The organism is Ruminococcus sp. AM42-11 (genome assembly GCF_003480145.1).
In the GTDB taxonomy this organism is placed as follows: domain Bacteria; phylum Bacillota; class Clostridia; order Lachnospirales; family Lachnospiraceae; genus Blautia_A; species Blautia_A faecis.
In genome coordinates this window covers 119,597-139,373 of record NZ_QUIO01000007.1, presented here as the reverse complement: position 1 = coordinate 139,373, position 19,777 = coordinate 119,597, and the positions used below count along the sequence as shown (strand labels likewise).

General features: G+C 41.1%; 22 protein-coding genes and 2 pseudogenes. 16 read left to right on the top strand and 8 right to left on the bottom strand.

The genetic code is table 11. The annotated features are described in order from the left end of the window. Positions 1-221 precede the first annotated feature (221 nt). Entirely contained in the window at positions 222-1,190 is a 969-nt protein-coding gene (locus DW904_RS06455; protein WP_117457271.1) for an AraC family transcriptional regulator, read from the bottom strand. 181 nt (positions 1,191-1,371) lie between these two features. On the opposite strand from DW904_RS06455, the gene DW904_RS06450 reads away from it, so the two are divergent. The 6 genes and pseudogenes from DW904_RS06450 (at position 1,372) to DW904_RS06425 (ending at position 8,750) form a co-directional block, all read left to right on the top strand. Further along, on the top strand, positions 1,372-1,980 hold the full coding sequence (locus tag DW904_RS06450) for an MptD family putative ECF transporter S component (protein ID WP_008688119.1): 609 nt from the start codon (positions 1,372-1,374) through the stop codon (positions 1,978-1,980). Continuing rightward, the gene (locus tag DW904_RS06445; RefSeq protein ID WP_008688120.1) at positions 1,977-2,702 is read left to right on the top strand and encodes an energy-coupling factor transporter transmembrane component T; all 726 of its coding nucleotides are present in this window, start codon (positions 1,977-1,979) and stop codon (positions 2,700-2,702) included. Before DW904_RS06450 ends, DW904_RS06445 begins: the two co-directional genes overlap by 4 nt. After that, the gene (locus DW904_RS06440) at positions 2,699-4,171 is read left to right on the top strand and encodes an energy-coupling factor ABC transporter ATP-binding protein (protein WP_117942945.1); all 1,473 of its coding nucleotides are present in this window, start codon (positions 2,699-2,701) and stop codon (positions 4,169-4,171) included. The genes DW904_RS06445 and DW904_RS06440 overlap by 4 nt, the downstream gene beginning before the upstream one ends. Before the next feature lie 4 nt (positions 4,172-4,175). Then, a pseudogene (locus DW904_RS06435) lies at positions 4,176-5,943 on the top strand (ABC transporter ATP-binding protein). Then, positions 5,930-7,639, top strand: a complete 1,710-nt coding sequence (locus tag DW904_RS06430) for an ABC transporter ATP-binding protein (RefSeq protein WP_118578578.1) — start codon at positions 5,930-5,932, stop codon at positions 7,637-7,639. The pseudogene DW904_RS06435 and the gene DW904_RS06430 overlap by 14 nt, the downstream one beginning before the upstream one ends. Positions 7,640-7,853: 214 nt before the next feature. Further along, positions 7,854-8,750 carry an alpha/beta hydrolase gene (locus tag DW904_RS06425; protein ID WP_117457275.1) on the top strand — a complete coding sequence of 299 codons (897 nt, stop codon included), beginning with the start codon at positions 7,854-7,856 and terminating at the stop codon, positions 8,748-8,750. A gap of 224 nt (positions 8,751-8,974) precedes the next feature. Here DW904_RS06425 and DW904_RS06415 read toward each other — a convergent pair. After that, a pseudogene (locus DW904_RS06415) lies at positions 8,975-9,625 on the bottom strand (site-specific integrase); the annotation flags it as partial. A 78-nt stretch (positions 9,626-9,703) separates the two neighbouring features. On the opposite strand from DW904_RS06415, the gene DW904_RS06410 reads away from it, so the two are divergent. Together DW904_RS06410 and DW904_RS06405 are read left to right on the top strand one after the other, a co-directional pair. Continuing rightward, positions 9,704-10,345 (top strand): DUF3796 domain-containing protein, encoded by a 642-nt coding sequence (locus DW904_RS06410; RefSeq protein ID WP_117887973.1) that lies wholly within the window; start codon positions 9,704-9,706, stop codon positions 10,343-10,345. A gap of 3 nt (positions 10,346-10,348) precedes the next feature. Then, complete coding sequence (locus DW904_RS06405; RefSeq protein ID WP_015527881.1) at positions 10,349-10,552, top strand: helix-turn-helix transcriptional regulator; 204 nt, start codon at positions 10,349-10,351, stop codon at positions 10,550-10,552. A gap of 900 nt (positions 10,553-11,452) precedes the next feature. On the opposite strand, the gene DW904_RS06390 is transcribed toward DW904_RS06405, so the two are convergent. The 3 genes from DW904_RS06390 to DW904_RS06380 all read right to left on the bottom strand — a co-directional run bounded on the left by DW904_RS06390 (position 11,453) and on the right by DW904_RS06380 (position 13,675). After that, on the bottom strand, positions 11,453-11,821 hold the full coding sequence (locus DW904_RS06390; RefSeq protein ID WP_330421649.1) for a DDE-type integrase/transposase/recombinase: 369 nt from the start codon (positions 11,819-11,821) through the stop codon (positions 11,453-11,455). Between the two features lie 184 nt (positions 11,822-12,005). Beyond that, positions 12,006-13,385, bottom strand: a complete 1,380-nt coding sequence (locus DW904_RS06385) for a relaxase/mobilization nuclease domain-containing protein (protein WP_117457276.1) — start codon at positions 13,383-13,385, stop codon at positions 12,006-12,008. Then, positions 13,352-13,675 (bottom strand): MobC family plasmid mobilization relaxosome protein, encoded by a 324-nt coding sequence (locus DW904_RS06380; protein ID WP_055222055.1) that lies wholly within the window; start codon positions 13,673-13,675, stop codon positions 13,352-13,354. The genes DW904_RS06385 and DW904_RS06380 overlap by 34 nt, the downstream gene beginning before the upstream one ends. A 249-nt stretch (positions 13,676-13,924) precedes the next feature. On the opposite strand from DW904_RS06380, the gene DW904_RS06375 reads away from it, so the two are divergent. Together DW904_RS06375 and DW904_RS06370 are read left to right on the top strand one after the other, a co-directional pair. Then, complete coding sequence (locus DW904_RS06375; protein ID WP_117457277.1) at positions 13,925-14,296, top strand: MmcQ/YjbR family DNA-binding protein; 372 nt, start codon at positions 13,925-13,927, stop codon at positions 14,294-14,296. Beyond that, positions 14,293-14,727: a flavodoxin family protein gene (locus DW904_RS06370; protein ID WP_330421644.1), complete on the top strand. Its 435-nt coding sequence runs from the start codon at positions 14,293-14,295 to the stop codon at positions 14,725-14,727. The genes DW904_RS06375 and DW904_RS06370 overlap by 4 nt, the downstream gene beginning before the upstream one ends. Positions 14,728-14,785: 58 nt before the next feature. On the opposite strand, the gene DW904_RS06365 is transcribed toward DW904_RS06370, so the two are convergent. Next, positions 14,786-14,986 carry a helix-turn-helix domain-containing protein gene (locus tag DW904_RS06365; RefSeq protein WP_054335619.1) on the bottom strand — a complete coding sequence of 67 codons (201 nt, stop codon included), beginning with the start codon at positions 14,984-14,986 and terminating at the stop codon, positions 14,786-14,788. Between the two features lie 57 nt (positions 14,987-15,043). Continuing rightward, entirely contained in the window at positions 15,044-15,778 is a 735-nt protein-coding gene (locus DW904_RS06360) for an XRE family transcriptional regulator (protein WP_117457278.1), read from the bottom strand. A 192-nt stretch (positions 15,779-15,970) separates the two neighbouring features. On the opposite strand from DW904_RS06360, the gene dinB reads away from it, so the two are divergent. The 5 genes from dinB to DW904_RS06335 all read left to right on the top strand — a co-directional run bounded on the left by dinB (position 15,971) and on the right by DW904_RS06335 (position 18,901). Then, positions 15,971-17,218 carry a DNA polymerase IV gene (gene dinB / locus DW904_RS06355; protein ID WP_118447374.1) on the top strand — a complete coding sequence of 416 codons (1,248 nt, stop codon included), beginning with the start codon at positions 15,971-15,973 and terminating at the stop codon, positions 17,216-17,218. A gap of 14 nt (positions 17,219-17,232) precedes the next feature. After that, positions 17,233-17,445 carry a DNA-binding protein gene (locus tag DW904_RS06350; protein WP_117457280.1) on the top strand — a complete coding sequence of 71 codons (213 nt, stop codon included), beginning with the start codon at positions 17,233-17,235 and terminating at the stop codon, positions 17,443-17,445. Between the two features lie 12 nt (positions 17,446-17,457). Next, positions 17,458-17,697 carry a hypothetical protein gene (locus DW904_RS06345; RefSeq protein WP_054335621.1) on the top strand — a complete coding sequence of 80 codons (240 nt, stop codon included), beginning with the start codon at positions 17,458-17,460 and terminating at the stop codon, positions 17,695-17,697. A 250-nt stretch (positions 17,698-17,947) separates the two neighbouring features. Next, positions 17,948-18,520, top strand: a complete 573-nt coding sequence (locus DW904_RS06340; RefSeq protein WP_054335622.1) for a hypothetical protein — start codon at positions 17,948-17,950, stop codon at positions 18,518-18,520. Positions 18,521-18,529: 9 nt separating this feature from the next. Further along, the gene (locus DW904_RS06335) at positions 18,530-18,901 is read left to right on the top strand and encodes a hypothetical protein (RefSeq protein WP_054335661.1); all 372 of its coding nucleotides are present in this window, start codon (positions 18,530-18,532) and stop codon (positions 18,899-18,901) included. 75 nt (positions 18,902-18,976) lie between these two features. On the opposite strand, the gene DW904_RS06330 is transcribed toward DW904_RS06335, so the two are convergent. Next, positions 18,977-19,183, bottom strand: a complete 207-nt coding sequence (locus DW904_RS06330) for a DUF6219 family protein (protein WP_054752894.1) — start codon at positions 19,181-19,183, stop codon at positions 18,977-18,979. A 179-nt stretch (positions 19,184-19,362) separates the two neighbouring features. Between DW904_RS06330 and DW904_RS06325 the strand changes: the two genes are divergently transcribed. After that, complete coding sequence (locus tag DW904_RS06325) at positions 19,363-19,680, top strand: helix-turn-helix transcriptional regulator (RefSeq protein WP_117457281.1); 318 nt, start codon at positions 19,363-19,365, stop codon at positions 19,678-19,680. Positions 19,681-19,777: the final 97 nt, after the last annotated feature.

The following is a 19,777-nucleotide window of genomic DNA, read 5'->3' as shown; positions in this document are numbered from 1 at the left end:
AGGAAACTGCATGTAATGACACCAATGAAATATCATGAGCAATATACAAAAGCAGCATAAAATATCGCCAGCTATAGCATGGCTGACGATACAAAAATTTATTATTTTTTATTGTCCTCTTGACGGGGAGCATACCATTTGAGGGGACTTCATTATTATGGTGCATAACGACAGAGATAATACAATGGTTATGAGATGGAAATGAAATTATATCTGTACTGTTATCGATGAGACATTTTTCGATACTCAATGGGCAGGAGTCCCGTACTCTTACGAAACAATTCCGCAAACCGGCTAGAAGTAGAGTAGCCAATCATTTCCGCAATCTGTCCTATCGTGAAATCCGTATCAATCAGCAAATGCTCTGCCTGGCTCATGCGGCGCTGTTGAATATACTCTGTGATTGTGCAGCCCTGCAACTGCTTAAAAGATGTTTTTAGCTTGGTGGTTCCCATACAGGCGATTTTTGCAAGCCGCTCCAATGGGATATCAAACGCATAGTGGTCATTGAGATAAGCAGTCACATTTTCCAATTGTGCTATATCCTGGTCGGATAGATGTTTCTCCTTGCGGGAGAGAATTTTTTTCTGTTCTTCCACCACAAGGGATACGGCCTCGGCCACTTTCGCTTCATAAAATAGTCCTGCGGCAATCCCATCCCCACGGTAAACCTTTACCTCATGGAGCAGCTTTGCCATAGCCGGGAAGTCTGTGGTCTGATCAACCTGCCGGAAAGCTGCAAGTGGGCTGATATAGTCCCCCGGATATTGTTTTTGCAAATAATCCTCATAGTATGCAGGCATGACTTCGATACCAATAGACCGGATGGGGATTTTTTTATGGATGATTGCCTTGTATGGCTTATAGCCGCCAATAAAGGCTTTGATACATTCGGCAGACATCCGCCGGTAGGGATTTAATTCTTCGCCAGAGATGGATTCATACTGAGTAATACTCAGAGCTTCCGGCAAATGAAATTCCATGAAGAAATCCTCATGGAAATAAAAATCATGGATTTTAATGTCGTACAGGTCTTTCTTCGCATAGACCCAGTAAAAGCCTTCTCCAAATTCAGGCGATAACTGCCAGCATTGTCCGGCAGAATTGAAGTGGTTATTGCTATCTACCGGGATAAAATGGTTATCTGTTAAAAGCGGCTCATAGTAATCCGCAATAATGTTATTGTTCAAATGACGGCCTCCTTTGCAACGATTGGACGGAGCTTTGCAACGAAAAGACGAATGTGCCTGCAATGTATTGCAGCCCGCCCATAAAGTTAGTATGATATAGACCGTGGTTAGTAGCATCTAATCATAATATAACAGATTTCAGACGGTAGGTCAACCGTTCTTGAAAGCAGGAGGAAAAAATATGAGTAATCAAGTAAATGCAAAGGCAGGATTGTCTGTCAAGGACTTAGTAACAACGGGAATTTTTACTGCGCTTCTGTTCGTATTCATCATGGTAGGAGGCGTCTTTTTTGCTACCAACCCGGTGCTGACTTTTTTCATGCCTGCCGGGAGTGCTTTGCTTGCCGGACCAATTTATCTGCTGATGATCGCAAAAGTACATAAACGCTGGAGCGTCACGATCATGGGCGTTATCATGGCCATCATCTGGTTTGTCACTGGTATGCACTGGGCGTTTGCGTTGGGCTATCTCATTATGGCTGTCGTAGCTGATTTTGTTGCCGGTACAAAGCAGTACAAGAGCAAGAAGATCAACAGTCTGTCCTATATCCTTTTCTCCCTGGGCGGAACAGGGTCGTACCTTGTTTTCTTCGCTGATCCCCAGGGGTGGGCGCAGACCATGTTGGGAAATGGAACCGAGCAAAGCTATATCGATACCATGCAGACGACCGCAAATGCGGGAATCTTTATCGCCATGTTTGCCGCTCTCCTTGTAACAGCTTCTATCAGTGCATTTGTGGGCTGCAAAATGTTGAAGAAGCAGTTCGAAAAAGCGGGTATTACAGCATGATGGGTAACACCGTCCAGAAAGGGCTTTGGCTTGACCCGCGGGCCAAGCTTTTTCTTATTTTGATGTGTGTACTGAGTTCCATGTTCGCGCCTTCTCTTACCTATCAGTTTGCGCTTGTCCTGCTGATTGCTGTATTAGGAGTGCTTTGTGGAAAGTGGAAATATGCCGTAAAAGGGGTATGCTTTTATGCGTTAGTCTGTGCACTGACAGTCTGGATTATGGCGGCTATGACGGGGACGCTGCGGACCATGTTTGTTGCGTTCCTTGGGCTATTTCACAAGGTTTACGCCTGCGGGATGCTGGCAGGGATAGTCTTGTTTACAACAAAGGTCAGCGAATTTTTATCCGCCATGAACCGAATCCATGCCCCGAAAAAATTTGTCATCACATTTGCGGTCATGCTGCGCTATATTCCAACCGTCCAGGAGGACTGGCATTTTATCAAGGACGCCATGCGTATGCGGGACGTATCGCCCTCCCTGGGCGGATTCCTTTCCCATCCGGGAATGACAGTAGAGTGTATCTATGTTCCGCTGATGATGATGGCCTCCAAGGCAGCGGACGAGCTTTCTATCGCTTCTGTTACCCGCGGGATCGAGAATCCCAATCCCCGGACCTGTCTTGTCCAGATAAAATGCGGGATTGCAGATTGGACGGCGATGTTATTTGCGGTTGCTTTCTTTATTTTTGAATTATGTAAGCGGGGAGGTGTGATCGGGTGATTGAGTTTAAAAATGTATCATTTTCTTATGAGGGACAGGAGCATGACAGTCTGCATGGAATCAGCCTGAAAATTGCAGACGGAGAATGTGTCTTGTTCTGTGGCCGCAGCGGGTGCGGAAAAACAACGGTCACAAGGCTGGTAAATGGCTTGATCCCACAATTTTACCAGGGAGAACTTCAGGGGCGCGTGCTAGTGGACGAACAGGAAATCAGTGACCTGCCCATGTATCAGATCGCTGCAAAGGTGGGGTCTGTGTTTCAAAATCCCCGGACACAGTTTTTCAATGTGGATACGGACAGTGAGATTGCCTTTGGAATTGAAAATGAGGCCAGGCCGGTAAGGGAACTGGAGGAACGGGTAGAACAGACAACAAAAGATTTGCATATTGAAAAGCTACGAAACCGAAATATTTTTGAACTGTCGGGCGGAGAAAAACAGAAAATCGCGTTTGCGTCGGTCTATGCAATGAACCCGGAAATCTATCTGCTGGACGAACCATCCTCAAATCTAGACATGGCTTCCATACAGGAATTGAAAGAACATCTGCGGCTGATAAAGAGCCAGGGCAAAACCATTTTGATTGCGGAACACAGGCTCTATTATCTGATGGAGCTGGCAGACCGCATTGTTTATCTGGAAGATGGGGAAATAGCAAGGATTTTTACGTCAGAGGAATTTCTCCGGCTGACGGAAACCGAACGGGAACACATGGGGCTGCGGGCAGTTGACCTGACAAGGGTTCTTCCTCCAGCCATCCATCCTACGGTTCTTCCTCCTACATTAGCAATCCGTGATATTACGCTGCGTTATAAAAAGAGGACGATTCTACACCAAATTGCTCTTTCTGTCGCAAGGGGAGAAGTCATTGGGGTTGTCGGTCATAATGGAGCCGGAAAAACCACGTTTTCCCGCGCTCTGTGCGGGCTTCATAAAGACTGTGAAGGTGAGTTCCTTTGGAATGGTCAGCCGCTAGAACACAAGTTGAGGCTGAAACGCTCTTATATGGTGATGCAGGATGTGAACTATGAATTGTTTGCAGAAAGTGTGGAGGCAGAATGTTCCTTCGGAATTCGAAACCCGGATCAGGATTTAGTAGAAACAACCATGGCGGAACTGGGGCTTACAACCTACCGGGAACGCCATCCCAACACGCTTTCCGGTGGACAGAAGCAGCGGGTGGCTGTGGCAGTCAGCATGATCTGTGGAAAAGATTTGCTGGTGTTCGACGAGCCCACCAGCGGACTGGACTTTGACAGCATGGCGCAGGTGGCGGGATTGATCAAACGGTTATCCGAACAGGGAAAAATCATTTTTATTGTCACCCATGATTTTGAATTTGTCTGCCGTACCTGCTCACGTGTCTTGCATTTTGATGAAGGGGAAATGCCGGATGACATCCCTGTTGTGATGGATTTCCTCCCAAAGATCCGGGAACTGTTCTCTGTTTCAGGGGGAAAGGAGATGTGAAGTGATGAAACAGAAAAAGAAAAACAGGATTGCATTGCTACTTCAATGGGCCGGTGAGCAGAAAATCTGGCTGCTACTGGCAATTCTGCTAGCTATGGCAAGCGGCCTATGCATCATTGTACCGTATATCGGGATTTACCGTGTGATGGATGCCGTTTTCCAGCATAACTGCACAAACGAGTTTGTCGTCCAGACGATTATGATGATTGCCGTTTCTGTGGTCCTGCGTTTTGTTTTATTTGGGTGTTCCGGTGTGGCTGCCCATAAAGGTGCTTACGGCGCTTTGTTCAAGGTGCGCTGCATGGTAGCGGAGCATCTGGCAAAAGTTCCTCTTGGTACGATGAATGAGAGGCGGATCGGGGATATCAAAACAGTACTGAATGAAGACATTGAAAAATTAGAGTTGTTCCTGGCTCATAACCTTCCAGACCTTGTGTGCTATATGGTAGGGCCGGTAGCGATTTTTATCTATTTGATGACAGTAAATATCCCATTGGCACTGGTTTCCCTGGTGCCGTTGATTCTGGCTGTTGTGGTAATGGGGGTTATGTTCCGAAATACAGATGACCTGATGGACCGGGCGAACCGATCCATTACAACGCTCAATTCTGTGATGATCGAATATATCAGCGGCATGAAGCTGATTAAAGCGTACAACATGGGGAGCAAGTCGTTCCAGAAATTTTCAGGTGCAATTCAGGAAGAGAATGCCATGTGGAATGAAACATCCCGGAGAATGGGACCTCCTTACGCAACCTTTGTGGTTCTGATCGAATGTGGGATGCTGCTAATGGTTCCCCTGGGCGGAATGTTCTTCCTGAAGGGCTCCCTGGCGGCCAGCGCTTTTTTGCTGTTCGTCTATGTCGGCTCCATGTATCTGACAGAGATCCGGCCTTTGCAGGAATTGGGGACAAACTTTGCGAATGTCCTGGGTGCCATTACCAAAACAAAAGAAATATTGGATGTTCCTGTTTATGAAGGCGGAAAGGACTTCCCGAAAAACCATGAGATTGAACTTAAAAATGTACGTTTTCCTATGATGGAAAAACGGATGTATTGCAGGGAGTCAACCTCACAATCAAAGATGGGGAACGCATGGCACTTGTGGGACAGTCCGGTGCGGGCAAGAGTACCGTGATCGAACTGATCTCCCGGTTTTATGATGTGCAGGAGGGGGAGGTGCTGATCGGCGGGGTCAACGTGAATGAACTGAACTACGATACCATCCTGAAGAATATTGCCATTGTATTCCAAAAGACATTTCTTACCCGTGACAGTGTCCTGGAAAATATCCGTATGGGCTCGGACGCCAGTCTGGAGAAAGTACGAGCTGCCGCCAGGGAGGCGCAGATTGATGACTTCATCATGTCACTGCCAGATGGTTATGACACAAAGGTAGGCAGTTTCGGCTCCCGTTTCTCTGGTGGAGAAAAACAGCGGATCGCCATTGCAAGGGCAATCCTGAAAAATGCCCCCATTCTGATCCTGGACGAAGCGACAAGCGCTTCTGACCCGGAAAATCAGATGGAAATTGATAAGGCCATCCAGAACCTCTGTAAAGGCAGGACGGTCATTGTGGTAGCACACAGGCTGAGCGCCTGAAAATGTGCGACCGTGTGGCTGTGGTAGAGAACCATACAATTACCAATGTCGGCACCCATGAGGAAGTACGGAAAGAGAACGCTTACTATCAAAAAGCATGGGAGGACTACGAAACAGCGAGGGGAATTACTTATCAACTGGAAGGAGGCGGGCAGAATGAATCCGAATAACGTATGGAAGAAGAACCGGGAGTTTTATATTGGTGTTGCCGGGACTGTTCTGGAAGGATTGCTCTCTGGAAGCCTGTTTATGCTGCTGTATTCCGTCATGCGGTTTTTATGGGACGGTCAGTTTGATATGAACCGTGTGCTAGTACTGACAGCTGTTATCGCTGTCATCTTCCTGTTCCGCATTTTGATATACAGCTATGGCTATACCAAAGCACAGATCGGCGGTGCCAGAGTCAGTAAAAATATCCGCCTGTTTATGGGCGACCATCTCAAACGTATCCCGATCTCCCGGTTTACGAGGGGGCAGACTGGCGATTATATCAATACAATTACCAGTGATGTAAATAATTATGAAAAAATTCTGACGCATAAGATTGGGGACATTGCAAAGAATTTTGCCTTGTCGCTGATGCTGATCGTTTTTGTGATGACGATTTACTTTCCTGCCGGATTGATTCTACTGACTGCTGACTTGCTTTTGTTTCCAGGATTATGGCTTTCCTTCCGGCAGGTAGCGAAATATGGAAAAGAGAAGAACGATATTTGTGCGGAGAATGTCAGCAGCATTGTGGAGTATGTATCCGGTATCCAGACTTTCCGGGCCTATGGCGTTGGCGGTCTGAAAAACAAAACGGTGATCCATGCCATGCAGGAGTTTAGCAGGATCAGCTTTGTGTATGAAGCAAAGGTTCTCCCGATTGGTGCGGGATTTGGTATTTTGAGCTGGCTGTCCTGTCCGGTTGTGATCTGGACGGCCTATGGCCCCTGGGCAGCTGGAACTTTAGATACCGTGTCCTATCTTTTGATTTGTATGCTGCCTTTGTTCTGTGCAAAGCTGGCAAATTCCATTTTTGTAGACCTCACCAGCTATAAGAATCTGATGATCTCGAAAAATAAAATCATGGCTGTGATGAAGGAACCGGAAGAAACCGGCAGCATGGAGTCGTTACAGGCAGCCTCCCATGAGATTGTATTTGACCATGTGGACTTTTCTTATGTTCCCGGGGAACCGGTGTTAAAACAGGCTTCCTTTACTGTGCCGGATCAGAAGCTGACCGCCATTGTGGGGGATTCCGGCTCCGGCAAGTCTACCATCCTGAACCTGATTGCAAAATACTATGAAGTATCTGGCGGCACGATTTCCATAGGGGGCAGACCGATCAATCATGTAGCTGCGGAACGGGTATTAGACCAGATTTCTATGGTGGAACAGGATGTGTTCCTGTTTGATGATACGGTGCGGGAGAATATCCGCTATGCCCGCCCGGATGCTACGGACGCAGAAATTGAAGCGGCTTGCCGGGAGGCAAACTGTGACGGCTTTATCCGCAAGATGGAGAAAGGTTATGATATGCCGATTGGGGAAAATGGTAATCTCCTGTCTGGCGGTGAACGTCAGCGCCTTTCCATAGCACGCGCCATTTTGAAAAACAGCCCAATCCTGCTGCTTGATGAGGCAACGGCCTCCCTGGACATTGAGAACGAGCTGGCAGTAAAGCAGGCGATTGCAAATCTGCTGAAAGAGAAAAAAACAGTGGTAATGGTTGCACATACCCTGTCCATCGTAAAAAATGCAGATCAGATTTTGGTGGTTTCCGATGGCCGGATTACCGAAGCTGGTACACACAAAGAATTGTTAAAAAAGAACGGGAAGTATGCAGCTATGTGGGATGCTGAACAAAAAAATGTATCTTAAAGCTATGTGTGTGCGGGAATAAGAATTTAATTTGTTGTTCAATATAAATGCAGAATAGAGATATGTGGAAAAGAATTTAGTGTAAATTGACGGCGCAATTGATTCTAAAGTGTAATTAGCAAAAGAATAGGGTTCTTGTTAAATTAAATGTAACAGAATGAAACATTATCAGTGTTTTTTGCGCCGTCACAGCGATGGAGGAAGAGTTTTAATTATGAAGATTTCCTTTATTGTTATAGGTGTTTTTGGATTTTTAGTATTTATTAGTTTTGTAATAGCGTGCGTGGGAATAGAAATTCAATTTGGAAAAAGAATTGAACAAAAAGGACCAAAGATGGTAATCCCAGATTGGATTCATCAAAAAGAAGTTGAATTTGTGTCTGGTAAAAATAAGCTTAAAGGCTATATCTTTTGGAATGCTAAAGATAATAAATTATCTGAAAAAATAATAGTATTAGTTCATGGATATGGAGTAACATATAAAGATTATGAAATAGAAATAGAAGAATTCGTAAAAAGAAAGTATTCAGTTTTTGCTTATGACATGACTGGCTGTGGTATGAGCCAGGGAAAGAAAATAGGCGGATTTTCACAATTTTTGCTAGATGCTCAAAGTGCAATAAAATATGTAGAGAGTATGAATCTCAATATGGAAATTGAGTTGGTTGGTCATAGTACAGGCGCATATGCGGTGGCTGCGCTGCTAAATTTTGATAATTTAGGTGTAAGTAAGTCGATTATTATATCTGGATTTAATCATCCCAGTTCATATGTCAGTTCATGCTTACAAAAGACAATAAAAGGACTATCTTATTTGGTTCAAGTGTGGATATACATAATGGGAATTGTAAAATATGGGGAAATAGCAAAATACACGGGGGTGGACGGAATTAACCATTTTCAAGGTGAGATTCTTGTTATGCAAAATGAAAGAGATGATATGGTAACGTTAAAGCAGTCATTGTATTCGAATAGAAGCAAAATAATCAATAGAAAAGTACTGTTCTGGTTGAAAAATGATGCAGGGCATTATCCGACAAGAAAAAAAATTAATGGAAAAGAAATTGCTGAAGATGCTACATTTGAGGTTATTAAAAATTTCTTGGAATGAGTTGAATTTCTAGCGGCTACAGTACTGCAGGCGTAGTCACCATATTTAATTATACTGAAATTATATATGTCTTTTTGACTATCTTTTTATATCTTCCTAAATGTCCGCAAAGCCTTATTTTATCGGCTCTACGGGCATTTTGCTTTTGTGGTAAACCTCGCATATCTAGGTCTATCTTCTTATATTTTCCCTGTCAATCGTGGTTAAAATCGTGGTAAATACTTCTATGCGATTAGACGCTGAACCTCTGATTTTGCGGTATCTATGGACGCATGAGCGTACCAGTTCATTGTGATACTGATGTTTGAATGTCCCATGATATACTGTAAATCTTTTGGGTTCATGTTCTTGTTTGACAATCTTGTGCAGAATGTATGGCGTAGCGTATGCGGTGTGATATGTGGCAAGGGATTGTCCTTGTGGTGCTTGTTGTATTTCTTTACCATACGGATAAATAAGGCGTTGTAGTCAATCGCAACTTTGGGCTTGCCTTTATGATTGACAAACAGAAAATTGCTCCGTCCGTCTATCACAAATGGTTCTGCCTTTGGGCGTTTCTTCATAACCCGTTGAAATGCCTGTATCGTTTCTCTGCTTAATGGCACTTGCCTTATTCCGCTTTTTGTTTTAGGCGTTTCAATATAATAGCCCTGTTCCTTGCTCTTTAGTAACTGGTGGTCGATAATCACAACTTCATTCTTAAAATCAATATCGGCTACTGTCAGTCCGCACAGTTCCGAGATACGAAGTCCTGTCTTTAACAGTATCAGCACATCATCATAATGCTTGTGATACACATTGTCCGTCTTAATAAATGACAATAATGCTTGTTCCTGTTCCTCTGTCAATGCGACTTTCTCTTTGGTATCATTTTCTTGTTGACACCATTTATATTAAGTGATATATTTGTCTTATAAAGATACAAAAACATCACATTGAAAAGAGGGATGATTATGACAAAAAAACAAATGAAACAAGTTATCTTTATGGGAGTAGGGTGTGTAATATTACTGATTGCAGGGATAATTTACTCTTTATTATTTAACGACGCACGCTGGGTTAAAAACATGGATATGTCTAATTATGTATTTTCCATAAAGGATATACCAATGTTGATAGTCGGTGCTTTGATAGCTATTTATGTCTTATATGTAACAGTTATCTTCTTTAAAAACGCCTTTTCTAAAAATTTTAAAGACAAAAACTATTCAAGAACAGTATCTTCATATTGGGGACTGTGTGGAATATTTGGATTTCTAGGTTTTAGCGGTTTTTGGACTTATTTTGAATATGGGAAAATATATCCTTTTGTATTCTTTATATTTTTTGGCTTTTTCGGCTTTTTCTTTGAAGGAAAACTTTCTCACACTTTAGAAGATGAACTTTTTTTAGAAAATAAAAGAAAAGCAGAAACAAACGCCTATAAAGTAGGATTTAAACTTCTCTTTATAGTCATTTGGCTTATGGCAATAGGAATGTTTTCTCGTAATGTGGAATGGTGTGCAATTTTTATGCTCATTTCTGTTTCACTTATCTATGCTTTAGTCATTTTTCTTAGCAACTATTTATTATACCGCTACGAAAAAGGAGAATAAGTCATGGTAGAAGATTTCATGTGCAACTTAAAGGTATATCGTGTAGCACAAGGTTTAACACAAGAACAACTGGCAGAAAAAGTCGGGGTTCGTAGAGAAACAATTATGAGGTTGGAAAAAGCACAATACAATCCATCTCTAAAACTGGCGATTGATATTTCACGGGTTCTCAATGCACCGATAGAAGATATTTTCATTTTTAAATGAGATAGTGGTAGTAAATTCGGTTCTATGTGATATTGGGAACAATAGAATATTAAGTTTTACATCAATATAAGAGTAATGCAACTATAATGTTAATTTGTATTACTTGGAGGAACAATACCTGATGAAGATGATAATGATGTCATCGCAGAACAACTTGCAAAAATCAGTGAACAGATGGCAATTAAGAATAGGCGTAGCAAAAAAATTTGGAAAATTGCTGGGGTTATATTCCTAGTAATTGTGCTATTGAATATCTTCTTGATAATATTTAATATGTCAGTATCTAAAAACGTTTCAACAGATAGTAGCACCACTTTCATAGAAATAGGTGAAGATGATGTGATTGATGTAGAATAATTTCCAACATACAATCCCAGTTTGACAACTTTATATCCATACACACAAAGCAGTTAGTCTTAGGATTGACTGCTTTTTAACAAAAGACACCACTCAGGTGTAAAGGGTGTCTTTTTAGTGCTATTTTATTGTCATATCAAGGCTCATTCAATTGTGGTAAATTCGTGGTAAATTAAATAATTTTCTATACTTCAAAGTGCTTGAAAGTATAGTGTTTATGCGGATAATCGCAAATTAGATATAAAATTTTAAATAAATTTTTAGTAATATAAATTAAGATGGATAGAATAAATAAGAACATTATTCATAGCTAGAAATTGGATTAACTAGTACATGGTTGCATTAATAATTAAGTAATATCAAACTGTCAAAGGCACACCTTTATAAGTCCACTTAAAAGGCTTTGCCATAACGTTATATTGCTCTACAAAGTGCAGGATACCCGCTTTTAGTTCCTCTATAGAGCGATAGCTTTTTCTTTTAAGAAGACGTCGGTTTATAATGCCAAACCAGATTTCCTCTGAGTTCATCCAGTGAATGAAACTATCTGATATCAAGCCCTGCCATCCACTGATCTTTCATGGTGCGGAACCAGCGCTCAATTTTTGCCTTCTGTGTCGGGGAGTATGGCTGATCATAATGGATGACAGAACCGATCCGGGCTGCAAGCAGTTCCATCTGCTTGTTTTTATAGCTTCTGCCATTATCAAAGTTAAAAAGTTGTGGGCGGCCGTATTTTGCAACGGCAGACTTAATGACCGACATAAGATTTACAAAGTTACCGTGAAAAAAGACATCAATGCCGACAATGAAGCGGCTGGCATCATCAATCAGCGTAATGATATATACCTGGTGTTTCTTACCATCGTCAGTTTTTAAATAAGGTCCCACACTGGAATCTCCGCACCAGATTCATTGACGTGAGGTCTTTCATAACGGCGCATATCAGGGTTTGTGGATGTTTTAAACTGGACTGCCAGCTGGTTGATATACTGGTTGGTTAATGGTAGATGCCGATACTTCCCCATTTTTAATGCTGCCATTGTCCTGAAGCTGGGAAGATTTAGAAGACAATAATTGAGTTGTCAGTGCAATCTTATTTATCTCTTGTGACAGAAACAGGTTTCCGTTTTGCCGGAAGTAAGTCTGAATTGATTTCAGGAGCATCGAGCAGTGCAGTGAAATTCTGCTGAATGATCTCTAGGGTTTTCTGCTTTTTCTGCAATTCCTGTTTTTCCCGGACAGTAGCATCCTGTTCAGATTCAAGATTTTCAATCCGCTTCTGGATTTTATTAGAGCTTGGGATTTTGGTGATACCGAGATCCTGAAGCTCTTTTTTTAGTGAATCGTGGAGCTGGTATTCTGCCTGATGTTTGGTGCGGTATGCTTTTGGATTTTTAGCAGATTTACAATCTTCAATTACTTTACGACAAAGCCGGTAAGAATTGCAGTGTTTCTGAATGACTTTCTGCGTGCTCAGCTCACTGTTGATTTGTGCTATTCTTTGGTCGGCAACTTTCACAGAAGCTTCAATGTCAGATACATGCTGCCTGAAATCGTCATAATTCAGCAAGTTATTTTCGGAAAGATAGTTGAAGGTGCGGGCTGCCTCTTTTAGATTATTGAGCTTTGCCCATCGTTCAAATCCCTCTCGATTTCCAGTTGTGACATAAGTGGAGATATTGATATACAAGCGAGCTTCTCTGGACAGATGTCTTGGAGTTTTTACTTTGCTACGATTTTTAGCCAGACGGATGCGAACATTTTCTTCGGAATAATAGCTTCCGAGAGATTTCATATAAGTGAAGTTCTTCTGCTCCGGTGCACGGAAGGACAGGTGCTTTCCCTGCCGGACTTCATATCCGGCTAACTGCATCTTTTGCAGAAATTCCTCATAGTTGATGGAAGTCCAGATTGATTTATCAACTGCGACACGTAGCTTGGCTTTCCAACTGGTGCCACGATGATATTCCATGTTCTCTTTATAGCTTTTACCTTTTTCTCCGGTTGGCATGCTGGTGGCAAGTCCATTTTCATGGCAGATACGATTACTGATTCTGCAGAGTTTATGGTAGCTCCGCTTATTGGAAACATACTTGTGATGATCAACAAAGCTTGCAGCGTTGAAGATGATATGATTGTGAATATGATTTTTGTCAACGTGTGTGCTGATCACGTACTCATATTTTCCTTTCAGCACTTCGTCAGCAAATTGTTGACCTAAGCGATGGGCATTTTCGGCATCAACTTCTCCAGGTTTAAATGATTGGATCAGATGAAATGCCAGGTTATCGCCTTTATCCATTCCATTTTTTTTTGCCATTTCTCTTGTCATAGAAAATTCAAGATCTGCAGTTTCCGGGGAACAGCCAAAACTGGAAACTAACAGTTTTTCATCTGTCTTATCTGGATTTGTAATATAGTCCAGAGCTTTCTTGTCAGTTACCTTAATGGGAAAGATTTTAAGATACGCCATAATTCTTTCACCATCTCTTTCAATTCTTGCATTTCTTCTGGATATAGATCCCCGGTGGTATTTACCTTTTTTGCAATCTGGTTGATATTTACACCAATCTTGTGCATTTCCTCATACTGTTTCTTCAGTGGGGTGGTATCGGTGTTGACGATGTAACCGTCGATTGCCATCTTACGCAGATAAGCTCCCATGTTTTTGGTTTTTGATTCTATCATCTTCCTGCGTATAAGCTTCCTTTCTTCTTCGGTGACATAAAAATGGATTTCTTTGTTTCTCTTTCTTTCAGCCATTGGTGGGTTCTCCTTTCTGAGAGGACAGTAGTATCGTTGCTTTCAACGTTTTTCAATTTAGGGCAGGGTACCCTAAATTGGGATTTCCCGGAAGTGTATCCTCACTTCCTGTCCTTGCTGTTTTACCCCTCTATTAGTTAAAGTCAGGAGAACCGGGAAAATGCAAAAGAATTTGGCAGGTAGCACGGGAAGTGAAAATATGGTATGATTATGGGCAGGATATCAGGAGAATCAGGAGTTGAATAGATTGTGAAGAAAGAAGAAATTTTTGAATATGTGAAGAAACAGTATGGTACGATGCCGGAGTATTTATGGGCACAATCACCAGATAATGTTGTGTTGCGACATAAGAATGGAAAATGGTATGCTGTGGTCATGAGCGTTGAAAAATGCAAACTAGGATTAGAAGGAAATGAATTTGTCGATATTATGGATGTAAAATGTGATCCGGAAATGACAAGTATGATTATTCAGACCTTTGGATTTTTGCCAGGATACCATATGAACAAACAGCACTGGATCACAATTTTACTGGATGGTTCAGTAAGTGAAGCAAAGACATTAGATTTTTTGGATATGAGCTATGATATGATTGATGGGAATAGAGGAAAGGAAGAATGATGAGAAAGGTAATCGTATATTCATCTGTGCATCATGGAAACACAGAGAAATTAGTAAAGAGCATTGCAGAAGAGTGTCAGGTTGATTTGATTGATGCTGTAAAACAGCCAGATGCAGATCTGAGCAGTTATGATACGATTGGGTTTGCATCAGGAATCTATTTTTCAAAATTTCATCAGTCGATATTGGGATTTGCAGAGAAGAATCTACCGGACGACAAAGGGGTATTTCTGATCTGTACTTATGGTGGAAGTGCGAATTATAAATCCATAGAGCAGATCTTGGGCAAGAAGCATTCTACAGCAATCGGAAAATTCGGATGCAAGGTCTATGACACATTTGGCCCATTTAAACTGGTGGGTGGTATAGCAAAAGGACATCCAGATGGAAAAGATATAAAAAATGCAGTTGAGTTTGTAAAAGGACTCTAAATAGTTTAGCGAAAAAGAAAAACCGGGGAACAGTCCTCGGTTTTCTGATATTTGCGGTTCAGTCTTCAATTTGAAAAATCTCTTCTACTGGCATTTTCAGATAATGTGCCAGACGGATTGCAATTTCGAGAGAGGCATTTCGCTCACCACGCTCAATGCGTCCGATGGTATCACTGCAAGAACCGACAGCTTTTGCAAGATCTGCCTGAACGAGATTTCGTTCTTCACGGATATCTTTAAGTGTGTTGTTAATTGCCATTTTATCACTTCCTTTATTATTTTCAGCAAGAGCAGGCTAGAAGTCTGCAGTTGATCTTTAATGAAAACCAGGGATTTCTGCTCCTTTGCATTTTCCGATTACTTTCCCAAAGATTTTAAAAGAATCAGATTCATAAATCTGGATTGGATGATACTTTTCATTCAATGAAACCAGATAAACTCCATCCGGACCGTCATGTAGCTCTTTGATATAGGTATTGCCATTGAGATAGAAGATACCGATTTCACCGTTGGAGATACTGTCTTGTTTATGAACCCATGCAACATCTCCGGTATGATACATTGGTTCCATACTGTCACCAGATATACGGATTCCAAAATCCGTCTTTTCAGGTGCGAGATGACCGACATTGTAACTTTCTTTTACACTGTCTTCAATATAATTTCCAGTACCGGCAGAAGCTGGCTCTACTGCAATCGGCTGATAATTTTCAAATGGAATGATATCGGCTCTATGCGGAAGATACTTTCTGGACGCCCGCAGAAGATTGGCAAATTCAATAATCTTAGCTTTGCCGTCTTCATTCAAATTTTCCATGACATGATCAAATGGATTTTCACCTAAAAATTCTTCGTATATATCTTCAATATCTAAAATCTGACAAACTGTCAGGATTGTGTGTAAGGAGGGTTCTCTTGTTAGATTCTCCCATTTGGAGACTGCTTTCGTAGTAACTTCAATTCCTTCCTGAGCAAGTAAGTCCACCAGATCCGCCTGGGAGTAGCCTTTCCTTTTTCTGTTTTCTACTAATACTTCTCCGAAAGCACGCATATGTTCGCCTCATTTCTTTTTGATTTTTCTATATGCATTATAACCCGAATAAAATCAAAAATCAAGAAAAATCTCCGAAAAGGAGATAATACGACCAAGATGTCGCTTGACTATCTCCAATACGGAGATATATACTAAGCATACAGAAATTGATAAGACAATAAACCAAACAGAGAGAAGGTGGTGGAGTTAATGGGAGACAGGACAATTCTTCATAGCGACATGAATTCATTTTATGCAAGTGTGGAAATGCTGCATCACCCGGAATTTGCCGGAATGCCTCTTGCAGTTGGCGGTGATCCGGAAGCCAGACATGGAATTGTGCTGACAGCAAATTATATTGCAAAGCGAAAAGGTGTAAAGACCGGAATGGCATTATGGCAGGCAAAACAGATTTGTCCGGAAATCATTTTTGTGCCACCACGGATGGACTTGTATTTGAGATTTTCACAGATGGCAAGAGAAATCTATTCGGAGTATACGGACAAGATCGAGCCATATGGGATTGATGAAGCCTGGCTGGATGTATCAGACAGTAGAAATCTGAAAGGAAGCGGAATAACGATTGCAAGAGAAATCAACCATCGGATTAAATACGAACTGGGTGTAACGGTAAGTATTGGAATTTCCTGGAATAAGATTTATGCGAAACTTGGTTCAGATTACAAAAAGCCAGATGCGATTACAGAGTTTAACCGGGAGAATTATAAAAGTATGATTTGGCAGCTTCCTGCATCGGATCTGCTTTATGTTGGAAGACAGACTCGGAAGAAACTTCAGAAGCTGGGGATTCGAACCATTGGGGAACTTGCAGAAAGTGATGAAGCAATGTTAGAAAGCCATTTTGGAAAGATGGGAATTGTGTTATGGTCATTTGCAAATGGCTGGGACGATGATCCAGTTTGCAAAGATGGGTATACAGCTCCGGTGAAGTCAATTGGTAATAGTACCACAACTCCAAGAGATTTAGAAGATGATCTGGATGTCTGGATCATTCAGATGGCACTGGCAGAAAGCGTTGCAGCAAGATTAAGAAAACATGGTTTTAAATGCAAAACGATAGAAATTACGGTCCGAGACAATGGCTTGTTTCGTTTTTCGAGGCAGAAACAATTACATCATCCAACAAATATAACAGATGAGATTGTTACAGCAGCATTTCAATTGTTTAAGGATTATTATAAATGGGAGCATCCAATCAGAAGCCTTGGTATTCGAGCAGTAGATCTTGTGTTGGATGATATTCCCGTCCAGTTGGAACTTTTTGGTAATCAAGAGAAACAGGAAAAATTGGAAAAGATGGATCGCACTGTAGATGAGATCAGACGACGGTTTGGTTATTTCAGTATACAGAGAGCAGTTATGTATCAGGATAAAGTCTTATCCCACTTGGACGCTGGTACACATACAGTTCATCCACACAGTTATTTTCATGGATAATGGGAGGGATAGATTTGAAACAGACATTAACCAGAAAACAGGAAGAAAGCTATCAGTGCATTTTGAATTATACGAAGGAGCATGGATATCCGCCGACAGTTCGGGAATTTGGAAAACTGATCGGAGTAAGATCAACGTCATCTGCTTTTTCCAGAATTAAGCAGTTGGAACAAAACGGATATATCCGAAGGATTCCGGCATCGCCAAGAGCAATAGAGATCTTATAGTGAGGTGTCGGTATGAATAAAGTGTATGTAGATGTAGTGGCAGAGTTTCGGAAAGACGGAAAACTGGTTCCTATATTTTTCACCTGGGAAGATGGAAGAAAATATAACATTGACAGAATTTTGAAAATTGAGCGATGTGCCAGCAGAAAGGCAGGCGGTGTAGGAATGATGTATACCTGTATGATACAGGGACAGGAAAGCCATTTGTTTTATGAAGTGGATAAATGGTTTATGGAGAGAAAAACAGCATAAGGAGAGATTGGTATAGACGATATTATTTGGATTATTAACCGGCAGGGATAGTCACTTTCCCTTTATATTCCTGTAGGTTTTACATAAGAAGATGGATTCCGGTCAGCAAAGGCAGCTCCCACAATGCCTTTTGGATATCCGCTTCTGCAAGTTGTAGTAAGTAATTGCTTCCCATCAAAATCATGGGGAAAGCGAACTGGTCTGAAAGACCGCCAGTTAGTGTGATGATGATAAGGAGATTTTGAAACTGATGACAGACAGAGATTATGCAATTAAATCAATGAAAGAGATTACCTTCCAGATGGCAAGCCATGCACAGGATTATCTGGAAGTAACGATGGAGAGACATTATACAGATATCAAGGAACTGATGACAAGCTATCAGAAATTGATTTTGGAAAATCAGATTGTGTTAGAAGAATTGGATATGGAGTGCCAGGAGAAAATCAATGAAGATATGGCATATGCGTTGAGTTATCTGAGCATTTATAACAATCAGCTGAATGTGCCAAAGATGCACCGGGAAATGAATAACCTGATGATTATTTACGGCTTGTCAGATATGATCTATCGTGGAATGACACTGGTAAAGTTCTATGCACCGAATGGTGTGATGCTCAGTGAGATTCTTCATTCCTGCTTTTGCAGTCATTATAATAAGACAGATGTGGAAGTACAGCAGGAGTTAGGCGTAGGCAGGACTTCTTTTTATAAAATGAAGAAGCAGGCACTTGGATATTTAGGATTTTATTTTTATGAGATAGTGGTACCGCAGGCAAAAGATAAAAGATTTAAACCATCACTGGGCGTTGAGGAAGAGTAGGTGAATAATATGAGATACGAAGATTCGATGAAGGGTGTAGCTGATCAGATAATCAAAGAACAGCAGCGAGCCAGTAAAATTAAAAACAATCCAGAAGAATTCCATTGGCATGACGAATATGCAACGTTGAATTTCTTTCGGTTTATCTGTAAAAATATCGGTAACTTGGGAAATGGAGAAATTGAAAAAATGGTCACACGCTTAAAGCACATAGATCAGAAAGCAGTGGAAAACCATGTGAATGGTGCTGTCTGGGCATTTGATTATGATAAGATGTTCTGTGTACTGATGGAAAATGAAATTTGCCGAAAGGTGTGTGAAAAGAATAAATATAATAGTTGGACGAAGCTGATTGGACAGTATTGTGTTTCAATGGCTTAAAGATGAAGAAAGTGCTGCTGGAGAAAAATACTCTCCAGCAACTTCGTTTTTGATGAATAAAGGTCAGTTTTTTGTTTAACTATTCTCACTATTATTTGATTCAGTGATTTTTTTCTTCTTTGGAGAAACCAGTTTGTGACCGGAATAAATGGACATGCCCATACAAAGCAATGAAGAATAGGCAAAATATTTATGTGCAGTCATAGATTTTCTGATTCCAGAATAAATGCATCCCAACATACAGAAAAGTGCTCCGAGGGACCAGTATTTATGCGATTTCATGATTTGATACCTCCTTTGATTTAACTGATTCTATCATAACGCTTTTTTACGAATATGCAAAGAAAATCTTGAAATATAGTTCTATAGAATTAGAACTTGGTTTTGCGATTCTGTATATTTAAGATATTCACAAGTATACTAAATTCAGAACGATTATTCGTTCTGGAGGAGGTGTTACGATGGATTTGAAAGCAGTAGGACAGCGAATCAAATCAGCACGAGAAGCAAAAAATCTCACGCAAGAGGAACTGGCTGCATTAGTAAATTTAAGTCCGACGCATGTGAGTGTAATAGAGAGAGGCTTGAAAGTTACAAAATTGGATACCTTTGTTGCAATTGCAAATGCATTAGATGTTTCTGCAGATACTCTTTTGATTGATGTTGTGGCACATTCAGTTACAGGTGTTACCAATGAGCTGGCAGAGAAAATAGAAAAACTTCCGATCAAAGAGCAGAAAAAAATTATCAAAGTAATCCATACATTATTGGAAGAATAATATGACAAAACTGGGAAGAGCAAGTAGCTCTTCTTTTTTTGCCCCTTTATCCAGATTTAAGTTGAAAAGTGTCTTTTCATGACGATAGAAATATGCT

Coding starts and splice junctions, on each gene's coding strand:
- DW904_RS06360 (WP_117457278.1), bottom strand. CDS start 15,778: ATGCGTGCTTTCGGAGAAGTATTAGTAGAAAACAGAAAAAGGAAAGGC.
- DW904_RS06410 (WP_117887973.1), top strand. CDS start 9,704: ATGACAAAAAAACAAATGAAACAAGTTATCTTTATGGGAGTAGGGTGT.
- DW904_RS06425 (WP_117457275.1), top strand. CDS start 7,854: ATGAAGATTTCCTTTATTGTTATAGGTGTTTTTGGATTTTTAGTATTT.
- DW904_RS06365 (WP_054335619.1), bottom strand. CDS start 14,986: ATGGCAATTAACAACACACTTAAAGATATCCGTGAAGAACGAAATCTC.
- DW904_RS06335 (WP_054335661.1), top strand. CDS start 18,530: ATGAGATACGAAGATTCGATGAAGGGTGTAGCTGATCAGATAATCAAA.
- DW904_RS06405 (WP_015527881.1), top strand. CDS start 10,349: ATGGTAGAAGATTTCATGTGCAACTTAAAGGTATATCGTGTAGCACAA.
- DW904_RS06380 (WP_055222055.1), bottom strand. CDS start 13,675: ATGGCTGAAAGAAAGAGAAACAAAGAAATCCATTTTTATGTCACCGAA.
- DW904_RS06430 (WP_118578578.1), top strand. CDS start 5,930: ATGAATCCGAATAACGTATGGAAGAAGAACCGGGAGTTTTATATTGGT.
- DW904_RS06330 (WP_054752894.1), bottom strand. CDS start 19,183: ATGAAATCGCATAAATACTGGTCCCTCGGAGCACTTTTCTGTATGTTG.
- DW904_RS06450 (WP_008688119.1), top strand. CDS start 1,372: ATGAGTAATCAAGTAAATGCAAAGGCAGGATTGTCTGTCAAGGACTTA.
- DW904_RS06325 (WP_117457281.1), top strand. CDS start 19,363: ATGGATTTGAAAGCAGTAGGACAGCGAATCAAATCAGCACGAGAAGCA.
- DW904_RS06370 (WP_330421644.1), top strand. CDS start 14,293: ATGATGAGAAAGGTAATCGTATATTCATCTGTGCATCATGGAAACACA.
- dinB (WP_118447374.1), top strand. CDS start 15,971: ATGGGAGACAGGACAATTCTTCATAGCGACATGAATTCATTTTATGCA.
- DW904_RS06445 (WP_008688120.1), top strand. CDS start 1,977: ATGATGGGTAACACCGTCCAGAAAGGGCTTTGGCTTGACCCGCGGGCC.
- DW904_RS06385 (WP_117457276.1), bottom strand. CDS start 13,385: ATGGCGTATCTTAAAATCTTTCCCATTAAGGTAACTGACAAGAAAGCT.
- DW904_RS06345 (WP_054335621.1), top strand. CDS start 17,458: ATGAATAAAGTGTATGTAGATGTAGTGGCAGAGTTTCGGAAAGACGGA.
- DW904_RS06340 (WP_054335622.1), top strand. CDS start 17,948: ATGACAGACAGAGATTATGCAATTAAATCAATGAAAGAGATTACCTTC.